General features: G+C 34.1%; 18 protein-coding genes and 1 riboswitch. Of the genes, 6 read left to right on the top strand and 12 right to left on the bottom strand.

Annotated features, from left to right (window positions below; translation table 11 throughout):
• Positions 1-20: 20 nt before the first annotated feature.
• The 3 genes from BIW12_RS12320 to BIW12_RS12330 all read left to right on the top strand — a co-directional run bounded on the left by BIW12_RS12320 (position 21) and on the right by BIW12_RS12330 (position 3,680).
• Complete coding sequence (locus BIW12_RS12320; protein WP_071185390.1) at positions 21-845, top strand: adenosylcobinamide-GDP ribazoletransferase; 825 nt, start codon at positions 21-23, stop codon at positions 843-845.
• Entirely contained in the window at positions 830-1,351 is a 522-nt protein-coding gene (gene cobC / locus BIW12_RS12325) for an alpha-ribazole phosphatase (protein WP_071185391.1), read from the top strand. Before BIW12_RS12320 ends, cobC begins: the two co-directional genes overlap by 16 nt.
• 97 nt (positions 1,352-1,448) lie before the next feature.
• Positions 1,449-1,649, top strand: a riboswitch (cobalamin riboswitch).
• Positions 1,650-1,748: 99 nt separating this feature from the next.
• Positions 1,749-3,680, top strand: a complete 1,932-nt coding sequence (locus tag BIW12_RS12330; RefSeq protein WP_071186386.1) for a TonB-dependent receptor plug domain-containing protein — start codon at positions 1,749-1,751, stop codon at positions 3,678-3,680.
• A gap of 76 nt (positions 3,681-3,756) precedes the next feature.
• On the opposite strand, the gene BIW12_RS12335 is transcribed toward BIW12_RS12330, so the two are convergent.
• The 5 genes from BIW12_RS12335 to BIW12_RS12355 all read right to left on the bottom strand — a co-directional run bounded on the left by BIW12_RS12335 (position 3,757) and on the right by BIW12_RS12355 (position 9,284).
• Complete coding sequence (locus BIW12_RS12335) at positions 3,757-5,337, bottom strand: MDR family MFS transporter (protein ID WP_071185392.1); 1,581 nt, start codon at positions 5,335-5,337, stop codon at positions 3,757-3,759.
• Positions 5,338-5,339: 2 nt separating this feature from the next.
• Positions 5,340-6,419 carry an HlyD family secretion protein gene (locus BIW12_RS12340; protein ID WP_071185393.1) on the bottom strand — a complete coding sequence of 360 codons (1,080 nt, stop codon included), beginning with the start codon at positions 6,417-6,419 and terminating at the stop codon, positions 5,340-5,342.
• Positions 6,420-6,431: 12 nt separating this feature from the next.
• Entirely contained in the window at positions 6,432-7,763 is a 1,332-nt protein-coding gene (locus tag BIW12_RS12345; protein WP_071185394.1) for a TolC family protein, read from the bottom strand.
• Positions 7,753-8,379 carry a TetR/AcrR family transcriptional regulator gene (locus BIW12_RS12350; RefSeq protein ID WP_071185395.1) on the bottom strand — a complete coding sequence of 209 codons (627 nt, stop codon included), beginning with the start codon at positions 8,377-8,379 and terminating at the stop codon, positions 7,753-7,755. Before BIW12_RS12350 ends, BIW12_RS12345 begins: the two co-directional genes overlap by 11 nt.
• A gap of 218 nt (positions 8,380-8,597) precedes the next feature.
• Positions 8,598-9,284 (bottom strand): 2'-5' RNA ligase family protein, encoded by a 687-nt coding sequence (locus BIW12_RS12355; protein WP_071185396.1) that lies wholly within the window; start codon positions 9,282-9,284, stop codon positions 8,598-8,600.
• Between the two features lie 180 nt (positions 9,285-9,464).
• On the opposite strand from BIW12_RS12355, the gene BIW12_RS12360 reads away from it, so the two are divergent.
• Positions 9,465-10,016, top strand: coding sequence for a DUF4494 domain-containing protein (locus BIW12_RS12360; protein WP_071186388.1), 552 nt, complete (start codon positions 9,465-9,467; stop codon positions 10,014-10,016).
• A 260-nt stretch (positions 10,017-10,276) separates the two neighbouring features.
• On the opposite strand, the gene BIW12_RS12365 is transcribed toward BIW12_RS12360, so the two are convergent.
• The 5 genes from BIW12_RS12365 to BIW12_RS12390 form a co-directional block, all read right to left on the bottom strand.
• Complete coding sequence (locus tag BIW12_RS12365) at positions 10,277-11,005, bottom strand: sulfite exporter TauE/SafE family protein (RefSeq protein WP_071185397.1); 729 nt, start codon at positions 11,003-11,005, stop codon at positions 10,277-10,279.
• A gap of 60 nt (positions 11,006-11,065) precedes the next feature.
• Entirely contained in the window at positions 11,066-11,380 is a 315-nt protein-coding gene (locus BIW12_RS12370) for a hypothetical protein (RefSeq protein WP_071185398.1), read from the bottom strand.
• A gap of 98 nt (positions 11,381-11,478) precedes the next feature.
• Entirely contained in the window at positions 11,479-12,471 is a 993-nt protein-coding gene (locus BIW12_RS12375; protein WP_071185399.1) for a bile acid:sodium symporter family protein, read from the bottom strand.
• Between the two features lie 299 nt (positions 12,472-12,770).
• Entirely contained in the window at positions 12,771-13,184 is a 414-nt protein-coding gene (locus BIW12_RS12380) for an RDD family protein (protein ID WP_071185400.1), read from the bottom strand.
• A gap of 269 nt (positions 13,185-13,453) precedes the next feature.
• On the bottom strand, positions 13,454-14,080 hold the full coding sequence (locus tag BIW12_RS12390; RefSeq protein ID WP_232227091.1) for a hypothetical protein: 627 nt from the start codon (positions 14,078-14,080) through the stop codon (positions 13,454-13,456).
• 371 nt (positions 14,081-14,451) lie between these two features.
• Between BIW12_RS12390 and BIW12_RS12395 the strand changes: the two genes are divergently transcribed.
• Positions 14,452-16,545: an alpha-L-fucosidase gene (locus BIW12_RS12395; protein WP_071185403.1), complete on the top strand. Its 2,094-nt coding sequence runs from the start codon at positions 14,452-14,454 to the stop codon at positions 16,543-16,545.
• Positions 16,546-16,610: 65 nt separating this feature from the next.
• On the opposite strand, the gene BIW12_RS12400 is transcribed toward BIW12_RS12395, so the two are convergent.
• Positions 16,611-18,698: a beta-galactosidase gene (locus BIW12_RS12400; RefSeq protein ID WP_071185404.1), complete on the bottom strand. Its 2,088-nt coding sequence runs from the start codon at positions 18,696-18,698 to the stop codon at positions 16,611-16,613.
• 239 nt (positions 18,699-18,937) lie between these two features.
• The gene (locus BIW12_RS12405) at positions 18,938-19,738 is read right to left on the bottom strand and encodes a DUF1961 family protein (protein WP_071185405.1); all 801 of its coding nucleotides are present in this window, start codon (positions 19,736-19,738) and stop codon (positions 18,938-18,940) included.
• 251 nt (positions 19,739-19,989) lie between these two features.
• Here BIW12_RS12405 and BIW12_RS12410 point away from each other — a divergent pair, with 251 nt between their 5' ends.
• Complete coding sequence (locus BIW12_RS12410; RefSeq protein WP_071185406.1) at positions 19,990-20,622, top strand: FEKKY domain-containing protein; 633 nt, start codon at positions 19,990-19,992, stop codon at positions 20,620-20,622.
• The last annotated feature ends 34 nt before the right edge of the window (positions 20,623-20,656 follow it).

The following is a 20,656-nucleotide window of genomic DNA, read 5'->3' on the forward strand; positions in this document are numbered from 1 at the left end:
AAAATATTTATAAAAAAAGAATGAAAAAAGAACTCCATATATTTTTTACAGCATTGATGTTTTACACCCGTATTCCTTGTCCTAAAAATATAGATCACCATCCCGATTATTTAAATAAAGCTTCGAGATATTTTCCTGTAATTGGCTGGTTAGTAGGTAGTATTAGTTTTGTTTTTTTTTATTTTGCAGCTTTGGTTTTTTCAAATGAAATTGCTGTTATACTCTCAATCATTGCCGGTATTCTGGTTACAGGAGCTTTTCACGAAGATGGTTTTGCTGATGTTTGTGATGGTTTTGGAGGCGGATGGACTAAAGAAAAGATTCTTTTAATCATGAAAGACAGTGCCATTGGAGCTTATGGAGCTATTGGTTTGGTTTTACTTTTCTTGTTGAAATTTCAGGGTTTGGTTCAATTAACAAATAAAGCTCAAATACCAGATTTTGGTTTTGGAATTTGGAATATGTCAAGAAGTTTTGGGATTGAAACTTTACTTTTCTTTATAACAGCTCATTCTCTAAGTCGCTTGGCAGCTATTTCTATAGTTTTTACCCATCAATATTCAAGAGAAGATGCAACCAGCAAAAGCAAGCCTATAGCTCAAAGTTATACCTGGAGAGAAGTATTTGGTGCTTTCTTTTTCGGATTGTTACCTCTTTTGATACTTTCTTTCTTTTACTGGCAAATATTGTTTGCTGTAATTCCTGTTTTCTTATTCCGATTTTTTCTGGCTCGTTATTTCCAAAAATGGATAGGCGGCTATACCGGGGATTGTCTTGGTGCAACACAGCAAGTATGTGAAGTAGTTTTTTATTTGTCAAGTTTTGCATTATGGAAGTTTATTTAGTGCGTCATACCGAAACAGTTTGTGAAAAAGGCATTTGTTACGGACAAACCGATGTGGCTTTGAAAGAACCTTATTTGGAGCAGTTTGAATATATTAAAAGCCAAATTCCTGTTGATGCGATTGTTTATTCGAGTCCGTTATTGCGCTGTGTTCAATTGGCAAATTATTTAGCCCCATCGATAATTACCGATTCCCGATTGATGGAGATGCATTTTGGCGATTGGGAAATGAAAAAATGGGATGCTATTCCCGAAGCTGATTTTACACCCTGGATGACCGATTTTGTAAATGTAGCCGTTCCCAATGGCGAATCGTTCGTGGATTTACATCATCGCGTAAGTGATTTTTTAACTGCTGATTTTATTAAAAATACCTCAAAACCAATAGTGCTTGTTACTCATGCCGGAGTAATTAGAAGTATCTTATGTACCATTTCTAATTTACCTTTAAAAGATGCTTTTACTAATAAAGTCGATTTTGGAGATGTTATAAAACTGGAATTATAACTTCAATAAAAACAGTTTAATTGTCTGGTTTTTAGTTGTTTTGTTTTCTTTTGAATGGTTCTATAAATAAATTTGATTTTTAGCTGAATTAAGTTTTATCTTTGCCGCCGTATTGAGGTTGCTGTTTTTCTATTCGAAAAATAACATTAAAAGGGAATCAGGTTAAATACCTGAGCTGTACCCGCAACTGTAAGCTATAAAGCTTGTTGTTATCTACAAAACCATTGTCCGCTGCGGCGGATGAGAAGGTCAACAACAAGACGCAAGCCAGGAGACCTGCCTACTACATCGAGTATCAAACTTTCGGGAAAAAAGGTTTGGGTATGGGTCATTCTATGCTTTTCTCCCATTTATTAGTAATGTAACAGTAAAAAACTGTTATTAAATGTTTTTTAAAATGAACAAAAAAATCGTTCGTATTAGTGCGTTATTCGTATTAATAGGTGCTTGTGCTTTTGCGCAAAAAAAAGGAGTTGTGCTTCCAGTAGCCAATGAACTGGAGGAAGTAGTTATTTCGGATTCTAAATTTGCATTGCCAAAAGAAAAATCAGGAAAAGTAATTGTAAAAATTACAGCCGATGATTTGAAAAAAAGACCAGGGCAATCCATAGCTCAGGTTTTAAGTACTGTAGCCGGAGTCGAAATTAACGGAAATCAAAGCCGAAACGGAAAAGATTTAGGTGTTTTTATTAGAGGTGGACGAGGACATCAGGTTTTAATTTTAATTGATGGTGTTCCTGTTACTGATGCCTCAGGAATTAGTTTGTCTTATGATTTGCGTTTACTTGCTGCTGATCAGGTACAAAGCATTGAGGTAATGAAAGGGGCTGCGAGTACACTTTATGGCTCGGGAGCTGCAACTGGAGTAATCAATATTACTTTGAAAAAAGCAGCAAAGAATGCTATTGCAGGAAACGTTTATATGAATGTGGGTACACAAACAGCTGCCAAAGACAAGGATTATTCGGCTCAGGATTTTAATCAGGGATTTTCATTTAATGGGAAATCAGATAAGTTCAATTATTTTGCTTCTTTGAATAGTACAGAGACATCAGGGATTTCGGAAGCAAAACCTGCTTTGGATACAGAAAATTTTGAAGCGGATAGTTTTTCCAGAATCAATTCTGTTGTGAAGTTTGGTTTTACACCAAATAAAAAATTAGCATTGGATTTCTTTGCTAATTATGATAAAATAAAAAATGAATTCGATTCAGGCTCATTTGCAGATAATCCGGATAATTTTGCAACTTCTGAACAATATAGAGTAGGCTTTTCTCCAAAATATAAATATACAAATGGCGAAATTGTGCTTAACTCCAGTGCGAATGTGATGGATAGGGCATTGTTTAATTATGGAAGTTTTTCGTATTACAAATCCAGAAGTATTAATGCTGATTTATTTAATAAATATAGTATTCTACCGGAACTGTTTGTTGTAACAGGTGCTCAATTTCAATTTCATGAAATGTCTAATAAGAGTGATTATGTTGATTTGCCTAAAGAATTGGCTAAATTTAATATGATTGATCCTTATACAACGGTGGTTTATAATTCTGATTTTGGGTTTAATTTTAATGCAGGTCTGCGTTATACTATTCATAGTAAGTTTGGGAATAATTGGGTTTTTAATTTGAATCCATCGTATTCAATACCTAATACGCCAATAAAATTATTAGCCTCTTACAGTACTGCTTTTATTGCACCTAGTTTGTACCAATTGTATTCTTCTTATGGAGACGTAAATTTATCTCCAGAGAAAGATAAAACATTGGAAGCTGGTTTTGAAGCTGAATTATTCAATAAAAAATTAACACTTACTTCAATTGCATTTTTGAGAGATGAAGTAGATGCCATAGGTTTTGACTTAGTTACATATAAATATTTTAGTGTTTCTGGTGTGAATAAGGCAAGAGGAATTGAAACTATGTTTTCGTATCAATTAAATAGTAGAATAAAATGGAATGCTAACTATACTTTTACAGAAATGGAAAGACAGTCCAGAATTTTAAATCCTAAACACAAAGTAAATACAGGATTGGATATTCAGGCAACTGAACGTTTAGCTTTTAGTGCAACTTATCAATTTGTTTCGGATAGATATACTGAATACAGTACTTATGGTCCGGCACCTGATTATGAAACAATTATTAATTCAGAAATATTGAAAGATTACCAATTGGTAAATGCAAATATTCGTTATGTTGTTATTAAAAACAGACTTAATGTTTTTGCATCTGCAGAAAATATTTTGAATAAGGATTTTGTTGAAGCCAGAGGTTTCAGTACTAGAGGAAGAAACTTTAAATTAGGATTAAATATCAATTTATAATAAAATACTTTAAATTAAAACTGCCCCCAATAAGTGATGACTTTTTGGGGGCAGTTTTGTTTTTGTATCAGTTTTTTTAGTGCATTGCATCGGCTGCATTAATTTTGTTTTTTCCTTTTTTAATTAATAAAATAAAAGGAATACAGCACAAAAACAGTAATCCGAGATATAGAAAAATATCCATATAAGCCAATACCGTACTTTGTTTGATAACCGAAAAATCAAGTACTTCGTATGCTTTTTTCAAAGATTCGTTAATCGAATAGCCTTTAGCCATAAAACCTTGCTGTAACTGGTTCAGACGTTGTTGTACTTCTAATTTACTGCCATCCAAATTGGCAACCAGATTTACACGATGTGTTTGTGTTAATCGGGTGATAAAAGTGGTAATAATAGCAATACCAAAAGATCCTCCCAGTTGTCGCATCATTCCGGTAAAAGCCGCTCCTTCGCCAATGTTTTTTCCTTTTAGAGTAGAAAGTGATAAAGTGGTAATAGGTACAAAAAGTAGTCCTAATCCAATTCCTCTCAATATTAAAGGCCAGTACATGTGTTCTACTCCTGTATCCGGAGTCATGTTATAATACATCATCAAGGTAAAAATAAAGAAAGCAAAGAAACCGGCAGCCACCATATAACCTTGCGGAACACCTTTCTGAATCATTTTACCCACAAACGGCATCATAATGGCTGTAGTTATCGATCCCGGAATTAATAATAAACCGGCATCGGTAGCAGTCCATCCCAAAAGAGATTGGGTATAGATAGGAATAATTAACGTAGAACCATAGAGCCCAAATCCAAGAATAAAACTCATAATGGTTCCAATTCTTAAATTACTGTCTTTTAATACACTTAAATTCACAATTGGATATTTGTAAACCAATTGTCGCCAGATAAAAAGGATTAATCCAAATAATGAAATAATACTTAAGCTTAAAATCAGATTATTGTTAAACCAATCGTCTTGTTGGCCGTGTTCCAAAACAAATTGTAACGAACCAATAAAAGTTGCTAAAAGAATGATTCCGTACCAATCGACCTGATTCGATTTTAATTTTTCACCATATTTTGGACTTCTCACAAAGCTCAAAGTTAAAAGCGTAGCAATAATTCCCAGAGGAATATTGATGTAAAAAATATAGGGCCATGAAAAATTATCTACTAAATAACCTCCTAATGGCGGACCAAGGGTAGGGCCTACAATTACACCCATTCCGTAAATAGCCTGTGCCATTCCACGTTTGGCAATAGGATAACTTTCGGTAATGATGGTTTGTGCTGTTACCAGCAAAGCACCACCACCTAAGCCCTGAACAAATCGGAAGGCTACTAATTCCCAAATATTCGTTGCATTTCCACATAAAAAAGAAGCAACCGTAAATATTACAATCGAAACAGCAAAATAATTACGTCTTCCAAATTGCTGCGAAAGCCAGCTTGTCATTGGGATGATAATAACGTTTGCAATGGCATAGGCCGTAATCACCCAGGCAACATCCGTTAAAGTGGCTCCAAGGCTTCCTCGCATATTGGTCAAAGCCACATTGACAATAGTGGTATCTACAATTTCCAGCAGTGCACAAAGTACTGCTGTAATTGTTATGATAACTCTTCTAAAGCCATATTCTACTAAATCGTCGTCTGCTAGTACCATTTTTATTTTATATGTACATCTACATCCACATTCATTCCCGGACGTAATAGTTTCACTTTTTCAATGTCGTTGCCAGCATCAATACTAATTTTTACAGGCAAACGTTGGATTGTTTTTACAAAATTTCCGGTTGCATTATCCGGAGGTAAAATTGAAAAACGAGATCCTGTTGCCGGAGAAAATGAAGTAATGGTTCCTGTGAATTCATAATCAGGATAAGCATCTACTTTTAGGGCTACTTTTTGACCAGCTACCATTTTGTTTAACTGTGTTTCTTTGAAATTAGCAATTACCCATGCTTCGTTGTTGTTGATAATGTAAAACAAAGATTGTCCCGGTTGTACTAATTGTCCCGGTTGAATATCAATTTTAGAAACCTGTCCGTCAATAGCTGCTGTAATTACGGTATAGCTTAAGTTTAATTTAGCTGATTCTAACAAGGCTTGTGCTCTTTTTATATTGGCAGCAGCCACATCGGTTTCTTTGTTGGAAACAACTGATTTTGCCTGAATAACCGATTTTTGAAAAGCACTTGCTTTTTCTTGTTGTTGTAAAATACGCACCTGATTTTCGGCTTCCTGTTTGGCGGCCAAAGCTTGCTCGTATTGCTGTTTGGTAATCGTATGGTTTTTATATAAATTGCTGTAGCGGTTGAAATCATTGGTTGCCAAACCTAATTTGATTTTAGCGGATTGAATATTTCCGCCTGCCGATTTTACATTGGCATCCGATACCGAAATATTAGCCAGAATACTACCCACATCTGCTTTTGAAACTTCAAAATTTCCTTCGGCGGCTGCCAATGCAGCTGTAGCTTCGTCAATCTTTAATTGGTAATCTCTCTGATCAATGGTAAACAGCGTATCTCCTTTTTTTACAAAATCATTGTCTTTGATATAGACTTTTTTTACATAACCCGAAACTCTCGGGATTATTGGTGTCATGTATTTTTCTATCTGCGCATCATCTGTTCCTTCGTGCGATAGAGAGTGAATGTATTTGTAGGAACCATATACAACGCCTAATAGAATTAAGGAACCTATTATAACGATAAATTTTTTGTTTGTTTTTTTCTTTTCCATTTTAGGTATCGATTATATTTTAGAAAGCTTGAAGGTTTGGTTTAGTTGTCCTGTTGCGGCCAGGAGCCTGTAATATTTTTGAGTTACATCAGCCTTAGCTACAGTATTGTTGATTTTTGCACTGAGTTGTTCTACATCGGCTTCCAGTAAATCATTCGTGTCTGCAAGACCGTTGTCGTATTTGTCTTTTAAAATTCTATAATTTTCAGTTGCCTGTTCTACAGCCTGGGCGTAAACATTTTTTTGTTTCATTGCCAAATCATAATCTTCAATTGCTTTTTGTACCTCAATTTTGATGTAATCGGTAAGCATCATTTCCGAAGCCTGTAATTCTTCGGCCTGACTTTTTGCTACTTTTACCTCAGTTGCATTTTTAAAAATACCACTCAAATTATACGAAATTCCCACTCCAAAATTCATTGCGTTTTGAATCGTTACAACATTTTTTAAATCAAGTGTAGTGTATCCGCCAATTAATGAAAGGGAAGGGTAGTAGCCACTTTTAGCTACTTTAATATTGGCCTGACTTGCTTTTTCCTGAAGGCGGATTGCTTCTAAATCCTTACGGTTTTCCAATGCCGGATTTTCATCTATGGGAATGTTATTTGTTTCAAAATTGTAGAAATCACTTTCTTTAATTTCAATTGCAGTTTTAGGATCCAGTTTCAGGAAATTGGTCAATTCATAATTTATAACACTTAAATTACTTTTGGCCTGGTCTAAAGACAGTTGTACTTTAGAAAGTTGTAATTGTGTTTTTAGCAAATCGTTTTTAGGAACAATTTCGTTTTTTTCTAATTCTGTAAAATCCTTAACACGTTGTTCGGCACTTTTGTAATTTTCGTTCAGCAATTCAACTGTTTTTTGTGCTTTGTACAAGGCTGCATAGTAGTTGATGACTTTCATTGCTGTTTCTTCTTTGGTTTGCAAAGCATTAGCCGTTTCAGCCTGATACAAATTATCCGAAACCTTAATGCTATTCTTTAATTTAAAGCCTGAGAAAATAGGCAAAGTGGCATTAATTTGTCCCAAAACCAATTGGTCAACGTTTGGTGCTTTATTAGCTGATTCGCTGTCGCTACTATTGCTTTTTATATTAACTGAAGCTTTTGTCAATCGTTGGTATTGTGCCGAAGCTTTTAAATCGGGATATAAGTTGTTTTTTACCGATTGCAATTCGTGTTTTTTAGTTGCTACTTTGGCATTAGCTAAGTTGACTTCGTTACTCTTTTCCCAGGCCAAGTGAACGGCATCGTTGAGTGATAAACTCTTTCTTTGTTGTGCTTCTGTGGAGCTTATCCCTAGAAATAAAATCCCTAAAAGCATTAATTGTCTAGCTTTCATATATTAGAAGTGCTTTTATTGTTTGTTGGATGTGCGTTTTAAATTTTGTTTGGATATAATTTTCGAAATCTTCGTCGGTTTCTAAAGCCAACAGTTTTTTGAAATAAGCTTTATTCATACTAAAGTGGAAAAATGTACCCATAATTGTGGGAGGAATCAGTGGAATGATAACATCTTTTCTGAAAATACCTTTTTGTTGTCCTTCCCGAATTATAGTTTCCAATGATTTTAAATTTCGATCCCTTACTTCGTTCAGAACTTTCAATTTATCCTCTTTTTCTTCTGTTGCAAATTCAAAATGTAAGATTCTGTAAATCCCTTTATTGCATCTAATACGGTTGACGTACAGTTCAATCAGTTTGTCAATTTTTTCAATAGGGTCTAAATCTTCAACAGATAGATTTTCTATTTGAATTTTTAAATCAGAAGTTCGATAAACAATCAATGCTTCTAATAATTTTTCTTTCGAACCAAAATAATAGGAAACCATCGCGACATTAATCTCGGCCTCCTTAGCTATCGTTCTAATCGAAGTTCCCTCGAATCCATTCTCGGCAAATAGCGTTTCTGCTATCAGAAGAATTTGAATTTGCTTTTCGTTAAAATCAGTTTTCAATTGGATTTGTTTTTAATTACAGTACAAAATTAAACAACTGTTTAATTTAAACAGCTGTTTAATTATTTTTTAACGTAATATTAACAAAGTTGATTCGGTCTTTTTGAGAGGTTTTTAATGTGGTAAGTTGTTGGTTCTGTTGTGCTTGTTTGGTTTTGTTGCTTGGCTTTTATGGAGAAATAGAATTATGGAAGGAAACATTAAACTAACAAAGACCTTTATTTTTGAATCCTAAACTGATGCAAAAGTTGCGTTTTTTCTTTTCTTTGGTACCAGTCATTATAGACTAATTCGAGTTGGTTTACTGCAAATTTTCCAAAATCCTCGTTGCGGTATTTTTCCAATAAAGAAACGAGTTTTGTCGTATCGGTAATATGTTTTCTAAAGCGACAAACACTAATGTGAGCAGTAAATAAGGTATAACGACTATCGATACTTTGTTCCAAATTAGTTTTTTTGAATGCTTTTCTAAGCGAATCCCGAAATGAATTTAGACTCTCATTCGTTGGAAATCCTTGAATCATAATGGTCGAATTGGAAGCTGTAATTCCGTTTAGATTAATTTCCAAATTCTTCAAGTGAATTAAATTTTCATGGATGACAGCAATATATGCAGAAGGATTGATTTGACTTAAAGAAAAACCGTCATGACAGGAAATGATAGATAAAACGGTGATGTGCATATCCGAATTGGGATAATAATATTGAGCAGTATCCTCTTTCTTAAGTTCGTTTAAAAACGACTGAATCTTATTTTTTATTGATTCCGGGGGGCGAATGAGTAAAGTAATCCCAAAACGATTGTCGTTTTCTGCATCAATTTTAGGGTCTATTACATAATTATTATTCGAAATTGCCTCTGCCGATTCGGTAAACAATTGATTGTAATGAGCAACTAAATCCATGAAAAGTTATTGTGAAATACAAAATTAAGGATTTTTTCAGCAGCTTATTTTAATAAAAGCTAAATGCTTCGTAGTAAAATGGATAGCTTTTTTGATTCAAAATTGTGAATATCTATTTTTGTTTATTTGATGTTTATTTTGCTCTAAAATCTATCTTTGGCATCCTTAAAAAAAGAAATTATGAGCGCAATTTGGTACGAATGCAAAGTAAAATATAGAAAAACTGACGAGACAGGAAATCAAAAAATGGTAGGCGAAATTTATTTGGTTGACGCAATTTCCTTCACAGAGGCCGAGAGCAGAATCAATGAAGAGATGAAAGCTTATGTGAGTGAAGAGTTTAAAATAGCCAATATTAAAGTGGCTAATTATGCCGAAATTCATCCTTTTGAAAATGCCGATCGCTGGTTTAAATCCAAAATTTCATTATTGGCTTATGATGAAGAAAGCGGTAAAGAGCGCAAGACCAATATGTATTTTTTAGTTCAGGCTAATGATGTAAAAGAAGCTTATGACAATACGGTACATACGATGAAAGGTACGATGGGCGATTATACCATTCCTGCAATTTCTGAATCAGCTGTTTTGGATGTTTTCCCTTATTTCAGTGGTGCTGAAGACGAGTTGGAACAATTAGAAAAGTTCAATGCACTTAAAGCTTCTAAGCCAGAAATTGTTTCAGAGGTAGAAGACCACATGGAATTTGTTACTGAAGAGGAAGAAACGGTATAGTGCTTATTCTATTCAAATAAAATCGCAAATTAGCATTAACTTTTGAGTGTCTAATTTGCGATTTTTTTTGGTTTTTAAAAAAAGTTGAACATAAATTACACCAATTGTCACTAATTCTGATAAAATTAAAATTGAATAACACAAATTTCTATCTGCCTTTGGCAGATTCGTGTAATTATAACGGGTTTAATTTGTGTTTATTTGTGTAATTTATGGTGAAAATTTTTTAATACGAATGCACATCTAATTTGCATTTTTTTTTAGTTGAATAGCACTTTAGAAAGCGTTACAATTCCTGTAATCAAAATTAAAATCAGTACAATCGATTTGAATTGCGTTTCCGAAATACGTTCTAATATTTTTTTTCCAATAAAAGTACCTGCTATGCTTACCAAAAGCAGAATAGGGATGAGGTAGATGTCGTGTTTATGAACATAGCCGTTGTAGCTATACACAATACTTCTGCTGGAATCGATGGCTAAATCAATGATGGCCGAAGTTGCAATAAAAACTTCCATTTTAAGATTATAAGCTGCCAGAGTCATTCCCCGAATGGCACCTCCTGTACCTAATAAACCTGCAATTAATCCTGAGAAAGTACCACCTAAAATTGAATTTGTTGTAGTGGGTTTGATACTCAGATTTTTAAAAAATAAAAAAACTAAACTAGTCCCAATCAGGAAGATTGCCAGTGCTGTTTCGAGTGTTTTGGGATTAATAAACCGGCTAATAAAAGCTCCGGTAATTACAAAGATTACTGCCGGAATTCCTATGGAGATGAGCAGTTTTTTATCAAAGCCCTTTCTGAAAAAAGCAATTTTACTAATATTACTCGATACATGGAACAAGGCTGTGATTCCTAATACCGAATGAAAATCTAAAAAATAACTGGCAATAGGAACAAAAAACAGCGAAGAGCCAAATCCGCCCACAGTACCCAGAATTTCTGCCAATAGTGCTAAGAGAATAAATAAGGCTAAATTTTCCAATAGTTAAGTTGTTTTAATCTTGTTTATAATCCAAAAGAGAAATACTGATTTTGTTCCAATTCAACTGATTAATTTTTTAATATCAATTTGTTTGAGAATTTCTCTTTCAGAATGACGAACCAGAACTTTGAATTTTTCGTACCAGGGCTTCCAGTCTGCAACTCCCATATCTCTTGCTAATTCTTGTTCAAAATCAGCAAGTGTGGCATAAGACGATTCAAAAATAAGTCGGTAGCTTTCTCCGGTAAAATCAGTTAAAACTCTGTTTCCGGTTGTTTGAGGAAACAATCCACCCTGGGTGGCCTCATCAATCAAAACTTTGGCTTCTTTATAACGGCCAAATTGCAGATAAAAAATTTCTCGAACAATATACATGAGTACAAAAATTAGAAGTTAAACAAATGTTTTTGTACTTATAAAGTTAAGAAATAATACTATTGGTTTGGGGTTTTACTTCTTTGAAAAACAAGGAGTTATTTTAGGTCTAAATAAATCGGATTTTCCTCTTTTCGATTAGCGGCATGAGTGGCTATAAAGCTGATGATGAAAATTTGTAAAGCATGAAAAAGCATGATGGGAAGCAGAACAATCCCCATAACACTTGGATTTGGAAACAATATTTTAGCAAATACGGTTCCGTGGACTAATGATTTTTTAGTACCACAAAATTGAGCTGTAATTTTATCTTCGGCACTAAATCTAAGTTTGTTGCTTATAAAACCCGTAAGGAAATAAACTAAATAAAATAAAACAGTGACCGCTATTGCAATAGTCATAATGGCAAAAGCATCAATTTCGCTAAAGACATTTTCTTCAAAAGAGTGGGCAAAACTTTTGTAGATAATTAATAGGATGATGGATTTGTCAAATAAGGTCAGGTAGTTATTGTGTTTTTGAGCCAAATTACCCCAAAAACGATGTAAAAACAAGCCCAAAATAACCGGAACTACCACTTCTATAATCAATTTGGTATAAATGTCTCCTAAATTATAACTGTTTGTTGTAGTATTCAGGAACAGTCCCAACCAAAGCGGGGTAACAATAATCCCGATTAAACCCGAAATACTGGCATTAAAAATGGCGGCAGGAATGTTGCCTTTGGCTATGGAAACCATTACTACCGATGAAGAAACCGTTGAAGGCAGGGAAGCTAAAAATAAAAAGGCAAGCCAAATATTTTTATCGTATTCAGAGTGGATTAAAGGGTAAAAACACAGAATAATGACCGGAAATACCACGAAAGTGCAGACTTGTACCAAAAGATGTAATTTCCAGTTTTTCAATCCTGATTTTATTTTTTCAGGGCTAAGTTTGAGGCCGTAGAAAAAGAAAATTAACGAAACGCCCAAACTGGCAATACTATCTAAAGGAATTGAACTTGATGTACTGCCCAATTGAGGAAAAATATAGGCCAGAAGCACTACCAAAATGATCGAAAGGACGAATTTGTCAATTTTAAATTTCATACTATGCTATCTGATTTGTAAACTAAATGAGCAGGCAAAGGTAGGAACTTAGTAAAAAGACAAACAACAATTACCCAATTTTAGCAGGCTTTTAACGGTTTAGAATAAAAATGAGGACAAGGAATTCTTGAGTTTTAAAAATAGTTTATCGAAAAACTCATAGTCGTTGTATTGCAGTGATTCCGCTAGTCCGCTGCGGTCGATTCAAGAGGTTTTTCCTTCTTAGTTTTTTGAAGACAGTAAAATTCTAATTATTAGTTGCAGGTTTTCTTTCTGCTACTAAAGCGGTGTCTGTTTTGTCAGTTTTTAATCACTCTTGTGTTAGAAAGCTTATCATGTATTCCTTTAACTGTTACTATATATGAAAAATACTCAAACGGGATGCTTCTGCTCAATGTTCTAAAGATTAGTTGTTTTAAAGTAGGTTTGTCACCCGATGATGAAACTACTTTTGTTTTGGTTAATACTTTTCCTAATGTTCTTTGAAATTTATACTCAGTCAAAAGATAATAACCCCAAAAAGTCGGAAGTAAAATGATAATTGGGATTATTGGTAATTGTTTGTGCGTTTCGTCTGGGTATGTTTGATTAAGCTCTAAAAGCATAAGTCCGATTGAAAGTAAAAACCAAATGACTAAAAATGTAACCATATCGATAATGGCATTTAAAATTCGTTGTCCTTGATTTGCAAGTTTTAGGTCGTTTTGTGTCATAATTATTGTTTTTTTCTTTTCTTAATTATCAAGATAATAACTATTGGCAAAACTGTTATTGCTACAATTAAAATTATTTCTACAGTTGCTAATGATTCCATAATATTTTATTTATTGCTAATGTTTCCGAATTTTCGTTCTGATTGGTATTGGAACACAAAACTGCCAACCAGTACTGAATTATGAGTAGAATAACAAAACTCCATTTCTGCACGTTAGTTTGCCTGATGTAAAAAATGAGTTAGCAGCTTGCGTCTTTTTCTTTTTTGTTAGTATGGGCTTTTCACTGTCTTTGTATTTTTAGATAGTTGAAATTCTTTGTCATCAAGTTTCATTTCTTTTATTTCTGTCGCAATGCTTGTCATTGTAAATTGGGCATTTTCAATAACCATTTTTAATGGTAATGCTTTTGCGACTTTTAAATAATCATACCAATTTCCAAACAAATGTCCTGTAAAAATCGAAGGTTCAACGCTAATTTTAGAGTTGAAATAATATTTCTGTATTCCACTTTTACAAGTCAAAACAATTTCGTCACATTTGTGACCAAGAACTTCTGTAACGCCTTTGTTTACTTCAATTTTTAAAATTCCATCAGGATTTGTCGCACCATCATTCCAGAAAACAGTTTCAGAGTTTGACATTTTGTTGTAAAGTTTGTTGTCTTTGTTGATATAAAGTTGCCATTGAAACATTGTTCCGTTAGTACTTGATTTGTAGTCGCCATCTTTGATGATGTAGTTTTGTGTTGAACCCATCATTGTTGAAAATTGTTCGGACGTTACGTTTGGAAGTTTACTTGTGTAAGTGTTTTGGTAAACGATTTGACCTTGAAAATTTTGTCCGGAAACAGTTGCTGTCAGAACTGTCATTACGATTGTTAATAGTTTTTTCATTTGTCTTGTTTGTTGTTTTTACTTATTGTTTTTGATGTTTAAATTATCGTCTTGGCATAGCTGTTAAATCGTTCATACAAGCTACAAAATGACTCCAATCTACCAAAAAAAACAGGTTAGTTTTATCTGATATACGTCAGTGCTTATTTTTTGCTAATACATAAATAAATCTTACAAATTAGTACATGGTTTTGTTGTTTCCGTATTATTTATCTTAAGGTTTCGGGCTGGATTGATTGGCAAAGGAACTCCTTTGTTTAACCTAAATATGTTTAAAAATGTTGTTGGTCGAAATAGTGTTAACCATACAGCGGTTTTGTATTAAATTTATCTTTTCAATATTTATTCATACTTTATAAATAATCATTTTGATGAAACAGCTTCTTTTTTCACTCTGTTTTTTAGGAGTATTATCGACTGTCAGCGCTCAGGAATCGATTAAAGCCCCACAGCCATTTGGTCCTGTACCCTCTCAAAAACAAATGGATTGGCAGCAAATGGAATTCTATGCTTTTATCCATTTTTCGCTAAATACGTTTACCAATAAAGAATGGGGTTTTGGGGACGAATCGCCTCAGTTATTTAATCCCACAGCTTTGGACGTGCGTCAATGGGCGAGAGTGGCAAAAGAGGCTGGTATGAAAGGAATTATTTTGGTTGCTAAACACCACGATGGATTTTGTTTGTGGCCATCGGCATATACTGAGCGTTCTGTAAAAAATGCTCCCTGGAAGAACGGAAAAGGGGATGTTGTTAAAGAATTAGCCGCTGCCTGTAAAGAGTACGGTCTAAAATTAGGCTTGTATCTTTCTCCCTGGGATAGAAATCATGCCGATTATGGTAAACCGGCATACATAAGCTATTTTAGAAACCAACTAAAAGAGTTATTGACAAATTACGGAGAGGTTTTCGAAATGTGGTTTGACGGTGCCAATGGTGGCGATGGCTATTATGGTGGTGCCAATGAAATCAGAAAAATAAACACTTTAGACTATTACGATTGGGAAGAAACTTATCAATTGATTTATAAAATAGCTCCTAAAACATTAGTGTGGGGGATAGGACCTTCGGAAGCCAGATGGATAGGGAATGAGGACGGTTTTGCTAATGAAACCAATTGGAGTTTGTTACGTCAAAAAGACGATTTAGCAGGCAAAGTACATTATTCTGAATACACATCAGGGCATGAAGATGGTGAAAAATGGGTGCCGGGCGAAGCCGATGTTTCCATTAGACCAGGTTGGTTTTATCATGCTTCCGAAGATGACAAAGTGAAATCATTAGACCAAATGGTCGATATTTATTATAAATCCATAGGTCGCAATGCTACGCTTTTGTTGAATTTACCACCTGATAAAAGAGGATTAATTAATGAGAATGATATTCGAAGATTAAAAGAATTTACCGCAACTATCAAAGCCGATTTTAGAACCGAAGTTCTGGCAAAAACCAGAGTAACAGCTAATAATTACAGAGGGAACAATGATAAATATGCTCCTCAAAACGCAATTGATGGCAATAAAAACACTTACTGGGCTACCGATGATGAAGTGAAAACGGCCAGTATTGCATTTGAATTTAAAAAACCAACAGCGGTTAACAGACTATTACTTCAGGAGTACATACAGCTGGGGCAAAGAGTAAAAGCATTTACCGTTGAGGCTAAGATTGATGGAAAATGGAAAACAATTGCAAGCCAAACCACTATTGGTTACAAACGAATTTTAAGATTTGACAGAGTTGTAGCTTCGGCACTGCGAGTGAATATTACCGACTCAAAAGCCAGTATTCTGCTATCCAATATCCAGGCTTTTGATGCAGCTGTTTTTGTTCGTATGCCTGAAATAAGTAGAGATAAAAATGGCTTAGTACGTATGAAATCCGAACAAGGCAGCCGAATTTACTATACTCTTGACGGCTCAGTTCCATCAACAAAGAGTGTTTTATACACAACCCCTTTTCGATACCCTAAAGCGGTAAAAATACAAGCCATAGCTATAGATACCTTAGAAAAGAGGAGTAGTGCTATTGAAATAGCTAAGTATGGCATGTCAAAAGAAAATTGGAAAGTAGTTTCCGTTTCCAGTGGAGATATGACTAATGTACAGCGAATTATAGACGGAGACCCAGTGACCGATTGGAGTTTTGGTAATGAAACCCATCTATTACCACAAGAAGTCATAATTGATATGGGAGCAATCATGAGTATAAAAGGTTTCTCTTATGTGCCAAAACAGCAGGGACATCATCTTAATTTAATTGCTAATTATGAGTTTTTTACCAGTTTGGATAATGTACATTGGAGCAGGCAATCTGAAGGTGAGTTTTCGAATATTAAAAATAATCCAATAGAACAGATTAAACTTTTTTCGGCAGTTAATGCCAGGTATGTAAAATTTGTAGCCAAATCAGCTATTGAAAAAGGAAATAATCACACTATTTGCGAAATAAACGTAATAGAGTAATAAAAGAATAAGGCTTCGATTTTTATAACGAAGCCTTATTTATTAGTATTTATTTGAGATTGTATTTATAGTTTCCAAACCAATACATCAGCAGTCTTCATGGATTTTGTTCCAATGATAATCTCAGCATTCGCAGGAAGTTTCATCTCGTAAATTTTGTCCGAATAGTTTACAGCGATTCCAAAACCATCACGGTATTCTATTAATATTCCTTCTGGATAATTTTCAATCGGGATATTTTGTTGTTGGTATAATTTGGTCAAAACCTGTTTTTCCAAATCTCCTTTTTTCGAATCAACACCAATATAAGTTACGGTTCCTTTACCTAATTTACGCGAAATTACAGCAGCAGTTCCGGCATAGAAATCACCTTGGTAAGTTCCCCAGATTTCGGTTCCTTTGTTTGGTTTTAATAAATCACCCCAAGAAACCCAATCAAAATCCTGATTGTTAAATTTAATTTTGTCAGGTGATTGCGGCATTAACAAATCATAGGATTCAATTTCGGAGCCAATTAATTTCCACATCGGCTCGTAGAATTTAGCTTCCCAAAGATGCCCTTTTCGGTTTTGAATTCCTGAACGACAGCTCAATACTAAGTTTCCTCCGTTTTGGGCATAAGCAGTTAATTTATCAATCATTTGCTGGTCAATCATTTGATAAGCAGGTGCAATCAATACCGGATATTTAGAAAAATCAGTCGTATCACGAACAAAATCTACAGCTGCTCCAAAAGATTTCACTGCTTTGTAATATTTGGTAAAATGACCTATTGTATTCCATTGGTTGGTTTGTTTATTCAAATCAATTCCCATTACGTTATCGGTATTGAACAGAATTCCGGTTTTGCGTTGCAAATATTCCTTTGGCAATTGGGCTTTAGGATTGTATTTTTTTCGCAAAGTATTGATGTCTTTGATAAACTGGCTGAATTCTAATCCGCCAGTTGTAGGAGTCACTCCATCGGTACTTACAATTCCGTAGTGGTATTGCTCATAGCCGTACAAAGGCGCACGATAGCGATAGGTACAGGTAAATTTACTGCCACCGGCAAAAACATGCCACAACCAAAGTCGCATGGCTCCCGGTAAAGGTTGCGGATTAATACTTCCCCAGTTTACTTGTCCAGGTTGTAGTTCCATTACACCATAAGCACCTTTTAGAGGACGGAAGAAATCATTAGACATTGCAATTCGGGAATAATCGCCTACGCGGTAGCCTTTTGGTCCAATGCCCAAATCGCTGCCATAAACCATATAACGGGTATAAGAAACAAAGTCCAGTTCTTTACTGGCTCCTACATAACCTACATCGTACATTGGAATGTAATTAGAAGTTACCCATTGATTTGGATTCGAATATTTACGGATTTCTTTAGCCTGTTCGTCCAGGAAAGTCGCTGTTTCATCATCAGCAAAACGATAGTGATCCAATTGGGAGTGTAGATTCATTCCCCAAATGGCATGTTTCGGAATATTAATTTCGTCAAAACTACTGTAAGTACCGCTCCAGAAATTGTTTCCCCAGGCTTCGTTAAGTACATCGATGGTTTTGTATTTTTCTTTTAACCAATTGCGAAAACGTTCGTGTGCATCTTGTCCGTAATCCAGAAAACGACGAGGTTCATTATCCACTTGCCATCCGATTACATTTTTATCATTACCATATCTTTTGGCTAATTCAGCAATCATTTTCATCGAATAAGAACGATAATAATTGCTGGAGAAAGTGGCATGCTGGCGTGTACCATGATCCATTTTAGATCCATCTTCCATAGTGGCTAAAACATCAGGATGCTTGCGAACCAACCAAACCGGAGGCGTAGCGGTAGAAGTACAAAGAATGACTTTGAGATGGTATTTTTTAGCCAGTTCTAAGGATTTATCCAGCCATTTAAAATCATATTTGCCTTCTTCGGGTTCGAGTTGTGCCCAGGCAAATTCCCCAAAATGAGTAAACTCAAATCCCATTTTTTCCATGTTTTGGAAATCGCGCTCCCATTGTGCAGGATCCCAATGTTCAGGGTAATAATACACTCCCACTGAAGTCAAATCTTTAGAAGGAAAAAATTGTTCGATTTTTTGGGCAAAAGTAGCTGTATTAAATAGTAGTAGTAGTAATGCCAGAAAGCATTTAGTAATCTTATAATTCATAATATAATGGTTTGGTAATAGTGAATTACAAATCTAAGTTTTTTTAGTTATAAAGTGTAATTTTCTCACTTAATTAGAAAGATATATTGTCGAAATATAAAAATACACCAACAATTATTAAGAATCCTTTTTACCACAGATTTGAAGGATTAAAAAGATTTCTAAAGATAATCTGTGTAAATCTGTGGTAAAAATTGATATTTAAGACTTTATTAAAATACGATATTAATTTCTGAACACTAATTAATTGTGTAAATCAAAATGTCTTTGTACAAGGCTGAACGGGTTGCCATCTGTCTGAAACCAATTCGACCTTCCAGAAGTTCAGGTTTTTTGCTAAGATCCCATGAGAATAATTTGGAACTGTTTTTTCCAGCAACCTTGAAATAGAGTTTTGCTTTGGTTTTGATTAATGTAATTTTATAAGTTTCATCCGTTTTAAATAATTCGGTTTCAAAATAAGGATTTGGGATTTCGGTTGTGGTGTTGAAATTTTGTCCTATAATTACTGGATATTGACGCACTCTGATGTAATCATTTTTGCTGTCAGTATTATCATTTTCAAAAGAAGCATAACTAATATGCAAAGTTTTCATATTAGTAAAATAGGTTTTCATTGCCGGAATCGTTCTTAGATTATTCCATTTTGAAATGTCTTCAACGTAAGGGGCAAGGCCTGTGCCGGTTGCTTGGAGATATAAAATAATAGCCCATTTGGTTTCGGTATCTTTTCTGTTAAAGCTGAATTCCATTTTTACATTTCCCTTAAAAGAATTCTTAGTCCATAATACCGCATGGTCAGTATCGGTTCCGGCTTTAGTTCCGGCATTAAAAAGCATTCCTGCTTTAGTGTTTTTGATAGTGGCTTCGAGCCCGTCCAGAAACCATTTGGATTGCCAGTCTTTAGTTCCGCTGTCTTTAAATTGCAGTTGCCATTGTTTTGATTGGTTTAGAATGTCGAATTCTTTATTATCAGGATTTTGAGCCAGTATTGAACCAGAAAGGAAGAATATTGAAATTAGAAGTTGTGTTAAGTTCATAATAAATGGCTATTTGTTTCGAAAATAGACGAACTATTGGGGATTTTTTAAATTTATTTAAGTTTCTAAGGTGTTGAGTTGCTAAGTTACAAAGTTTTTTAGGAGTTGGGGGTATGTTTTGGAGCTGTTAGTGACTAGGAATAAAATGTTTTTTGAAAGATAAATTTTATATATTTGATAGCAAAAATGGCGCTTAGACAAGTTGTAAAACTTTGGAAAAGGAACGAATATTTTTTAATATATACGAAAGAATGTTAAATAAAATCACATTTTGGAATTTAATCACTTTGACTTTAATTTTATTAGTCAGTTTTTTTGGAGTTTATTTTATAAACTATCCAATGATAATTGATATATGGGAAGTCATATATATACTTGAATGGGAAAAAATGTTTTTCTTATTTTTAGGGATGGTTATTCTTTCACTAATTTTTGCTTTGTTTCCACTCAAAAAAATGAGTTATGGAAATAAATTTCAAAAAATCCTTTTGGTTCTAAATGTCCTGATTTTACTTTATACTTTTTGCTATACAATTTCAACATTTGCAAAAAACAAGTCTGAATTGAGAAAAATTGAAAACGAATATATTGAGCAAGCAAAAAAAGATGTAAAAAATGACAAAGTAACTTTCAAATTTGCAGGAGGTTTACCTGTACCTGAATATGATAAGAACACTTATGATAAAATTGATAGTATTAGAAAAAAATACGGAATAATTTATTTTAATACTGGTTGTATAGTTGATTATAAAGCAATAGAAGCTCAAAAAAAGTATGAAATTATCGTAAAGCCTTATTTAGAAAAAAGAAATGGTAAAAATTGGGAAGCAAAAATGAATGATGAAATTCAAAAAGTAAAAAGCGACTACAAAAAAGATAGGTGAATATTACATAACCCGATAACGAAGATTTACAATT

The organism is Flavobacterium commune, assembly GCF_001857965.1.
In the GTDB taxonomy this organism is placed as follows: Bacteria; Bacteroidota; Bacteroidia; order Flavobacteriales; family Flavobacteriaceae; genus Flavobacterium; species Flavobacterium commune.

Coding starts and splice junctions, on each gene's coding strand:
- BIW12_RS12320 (WP_071185390.1), top strand. CDS start 21: ATGAAAAAAGAACTCCATATATTTTTTACAGCATTGATGTTTTACACC.
- cobC (WP_071185391.1), top strand. CDS start 830: ATGGAAGTTTATTTAGTGCGTCATACCGAAACAGTTTGTGAAAAAGGC.
- BIW12_RS12330 (WP_071186386.1), top strand. CDS start 1,749: ATGAACAAAAAAATCGTTCGTATTAGTGCGTTATTCGTATTAATAGGT.
- BIW12_RS12335 (WP_071185392.1), bottom strand. CDS start 5,337: ATGGTACTAGCAGACGACGATTTAGTAGAATATGGCTTTAGAAGAGTT.
- BIW12_RS12340 (WP_071185393.1), bottom strand. CDS start 6,419: ATGGAAAAGAAAAAAACAAACAAAAAATTTATCGTTATAATAGGTTCC.
- BIW12_RS12345 (WP_071185394.1), bottom strand. CDS start 7,763: ATGAAAGCTAGACAATTAATGCTTTTAGGGATTTTATTTCTAGGGATA.
- BIW12_RS12355 (WP_071185396.1), bottom strand. CDS start 9,284: ATGGATTTAGTTGCTCATTACAATCAATTGTTTACCGAATCGGCAGAG.
- BIW12_RS12360 (WP_071186388.1), top strand. CDS start 9,465: ATGAGCGCAATTTGGTACGAATGCAAAGTAAAATATAGAAAAACTGAC.
- BIW12_RS12370 (WP_071185398.1), bottom strand. CDS start 11,380: ATGTATATTGTTCGAGAAATTTTTTATCTGCAATTTGGCCGTTATAAA.
- BIW12_RS12375 (WP_071185399.1), bottom strand. CDS start 12,471: ATGAAATTTAAAATTGACAAATTCGTCCTTTCGATCATTTTGGTAGTG.
- BIW12_RS12380 (WP_071185400.1), bottom strand. CDS start 13,184: ATGACACAAAACGACCTAAAACTTGCAAATCAAGGACAACGAATTTTA.
- BIW12_RS12390 (WP_232227091.1), bottom strand. CDS start 14,080: ATGAAAAAACTATTAACAATCGTAATGACAGTTCTGACAGCAACTGTT.
- BIW12_RS12395 (WP_071185403.1), top strand. CDS start 14,452: ATGAAACAGCTTCTTTTTTCACTCTGTTTTTTAGGAGTATTATCGACT.
- BIW12_RS12400 (WP_071185404.1), bottom strand. CDS start 18,698: ATGAATTATAAGATTACTAAATGCTTTCTGGCATTACTACTACTACTA.
- BIW12_RS12405 (WP_071185405.1), bottom strand. CDS start 19,738: ATGAACTTAACACAACTTCTAATTTCAATATTCTTCCTTTCTGGTTCA.
- BIW12_RS12410 (WP_071185406.1), top strand. CDS start 19,990: ATGTTAAATAAAATCACATTTTGGAATTTAATCACTTTGACTTTAATT.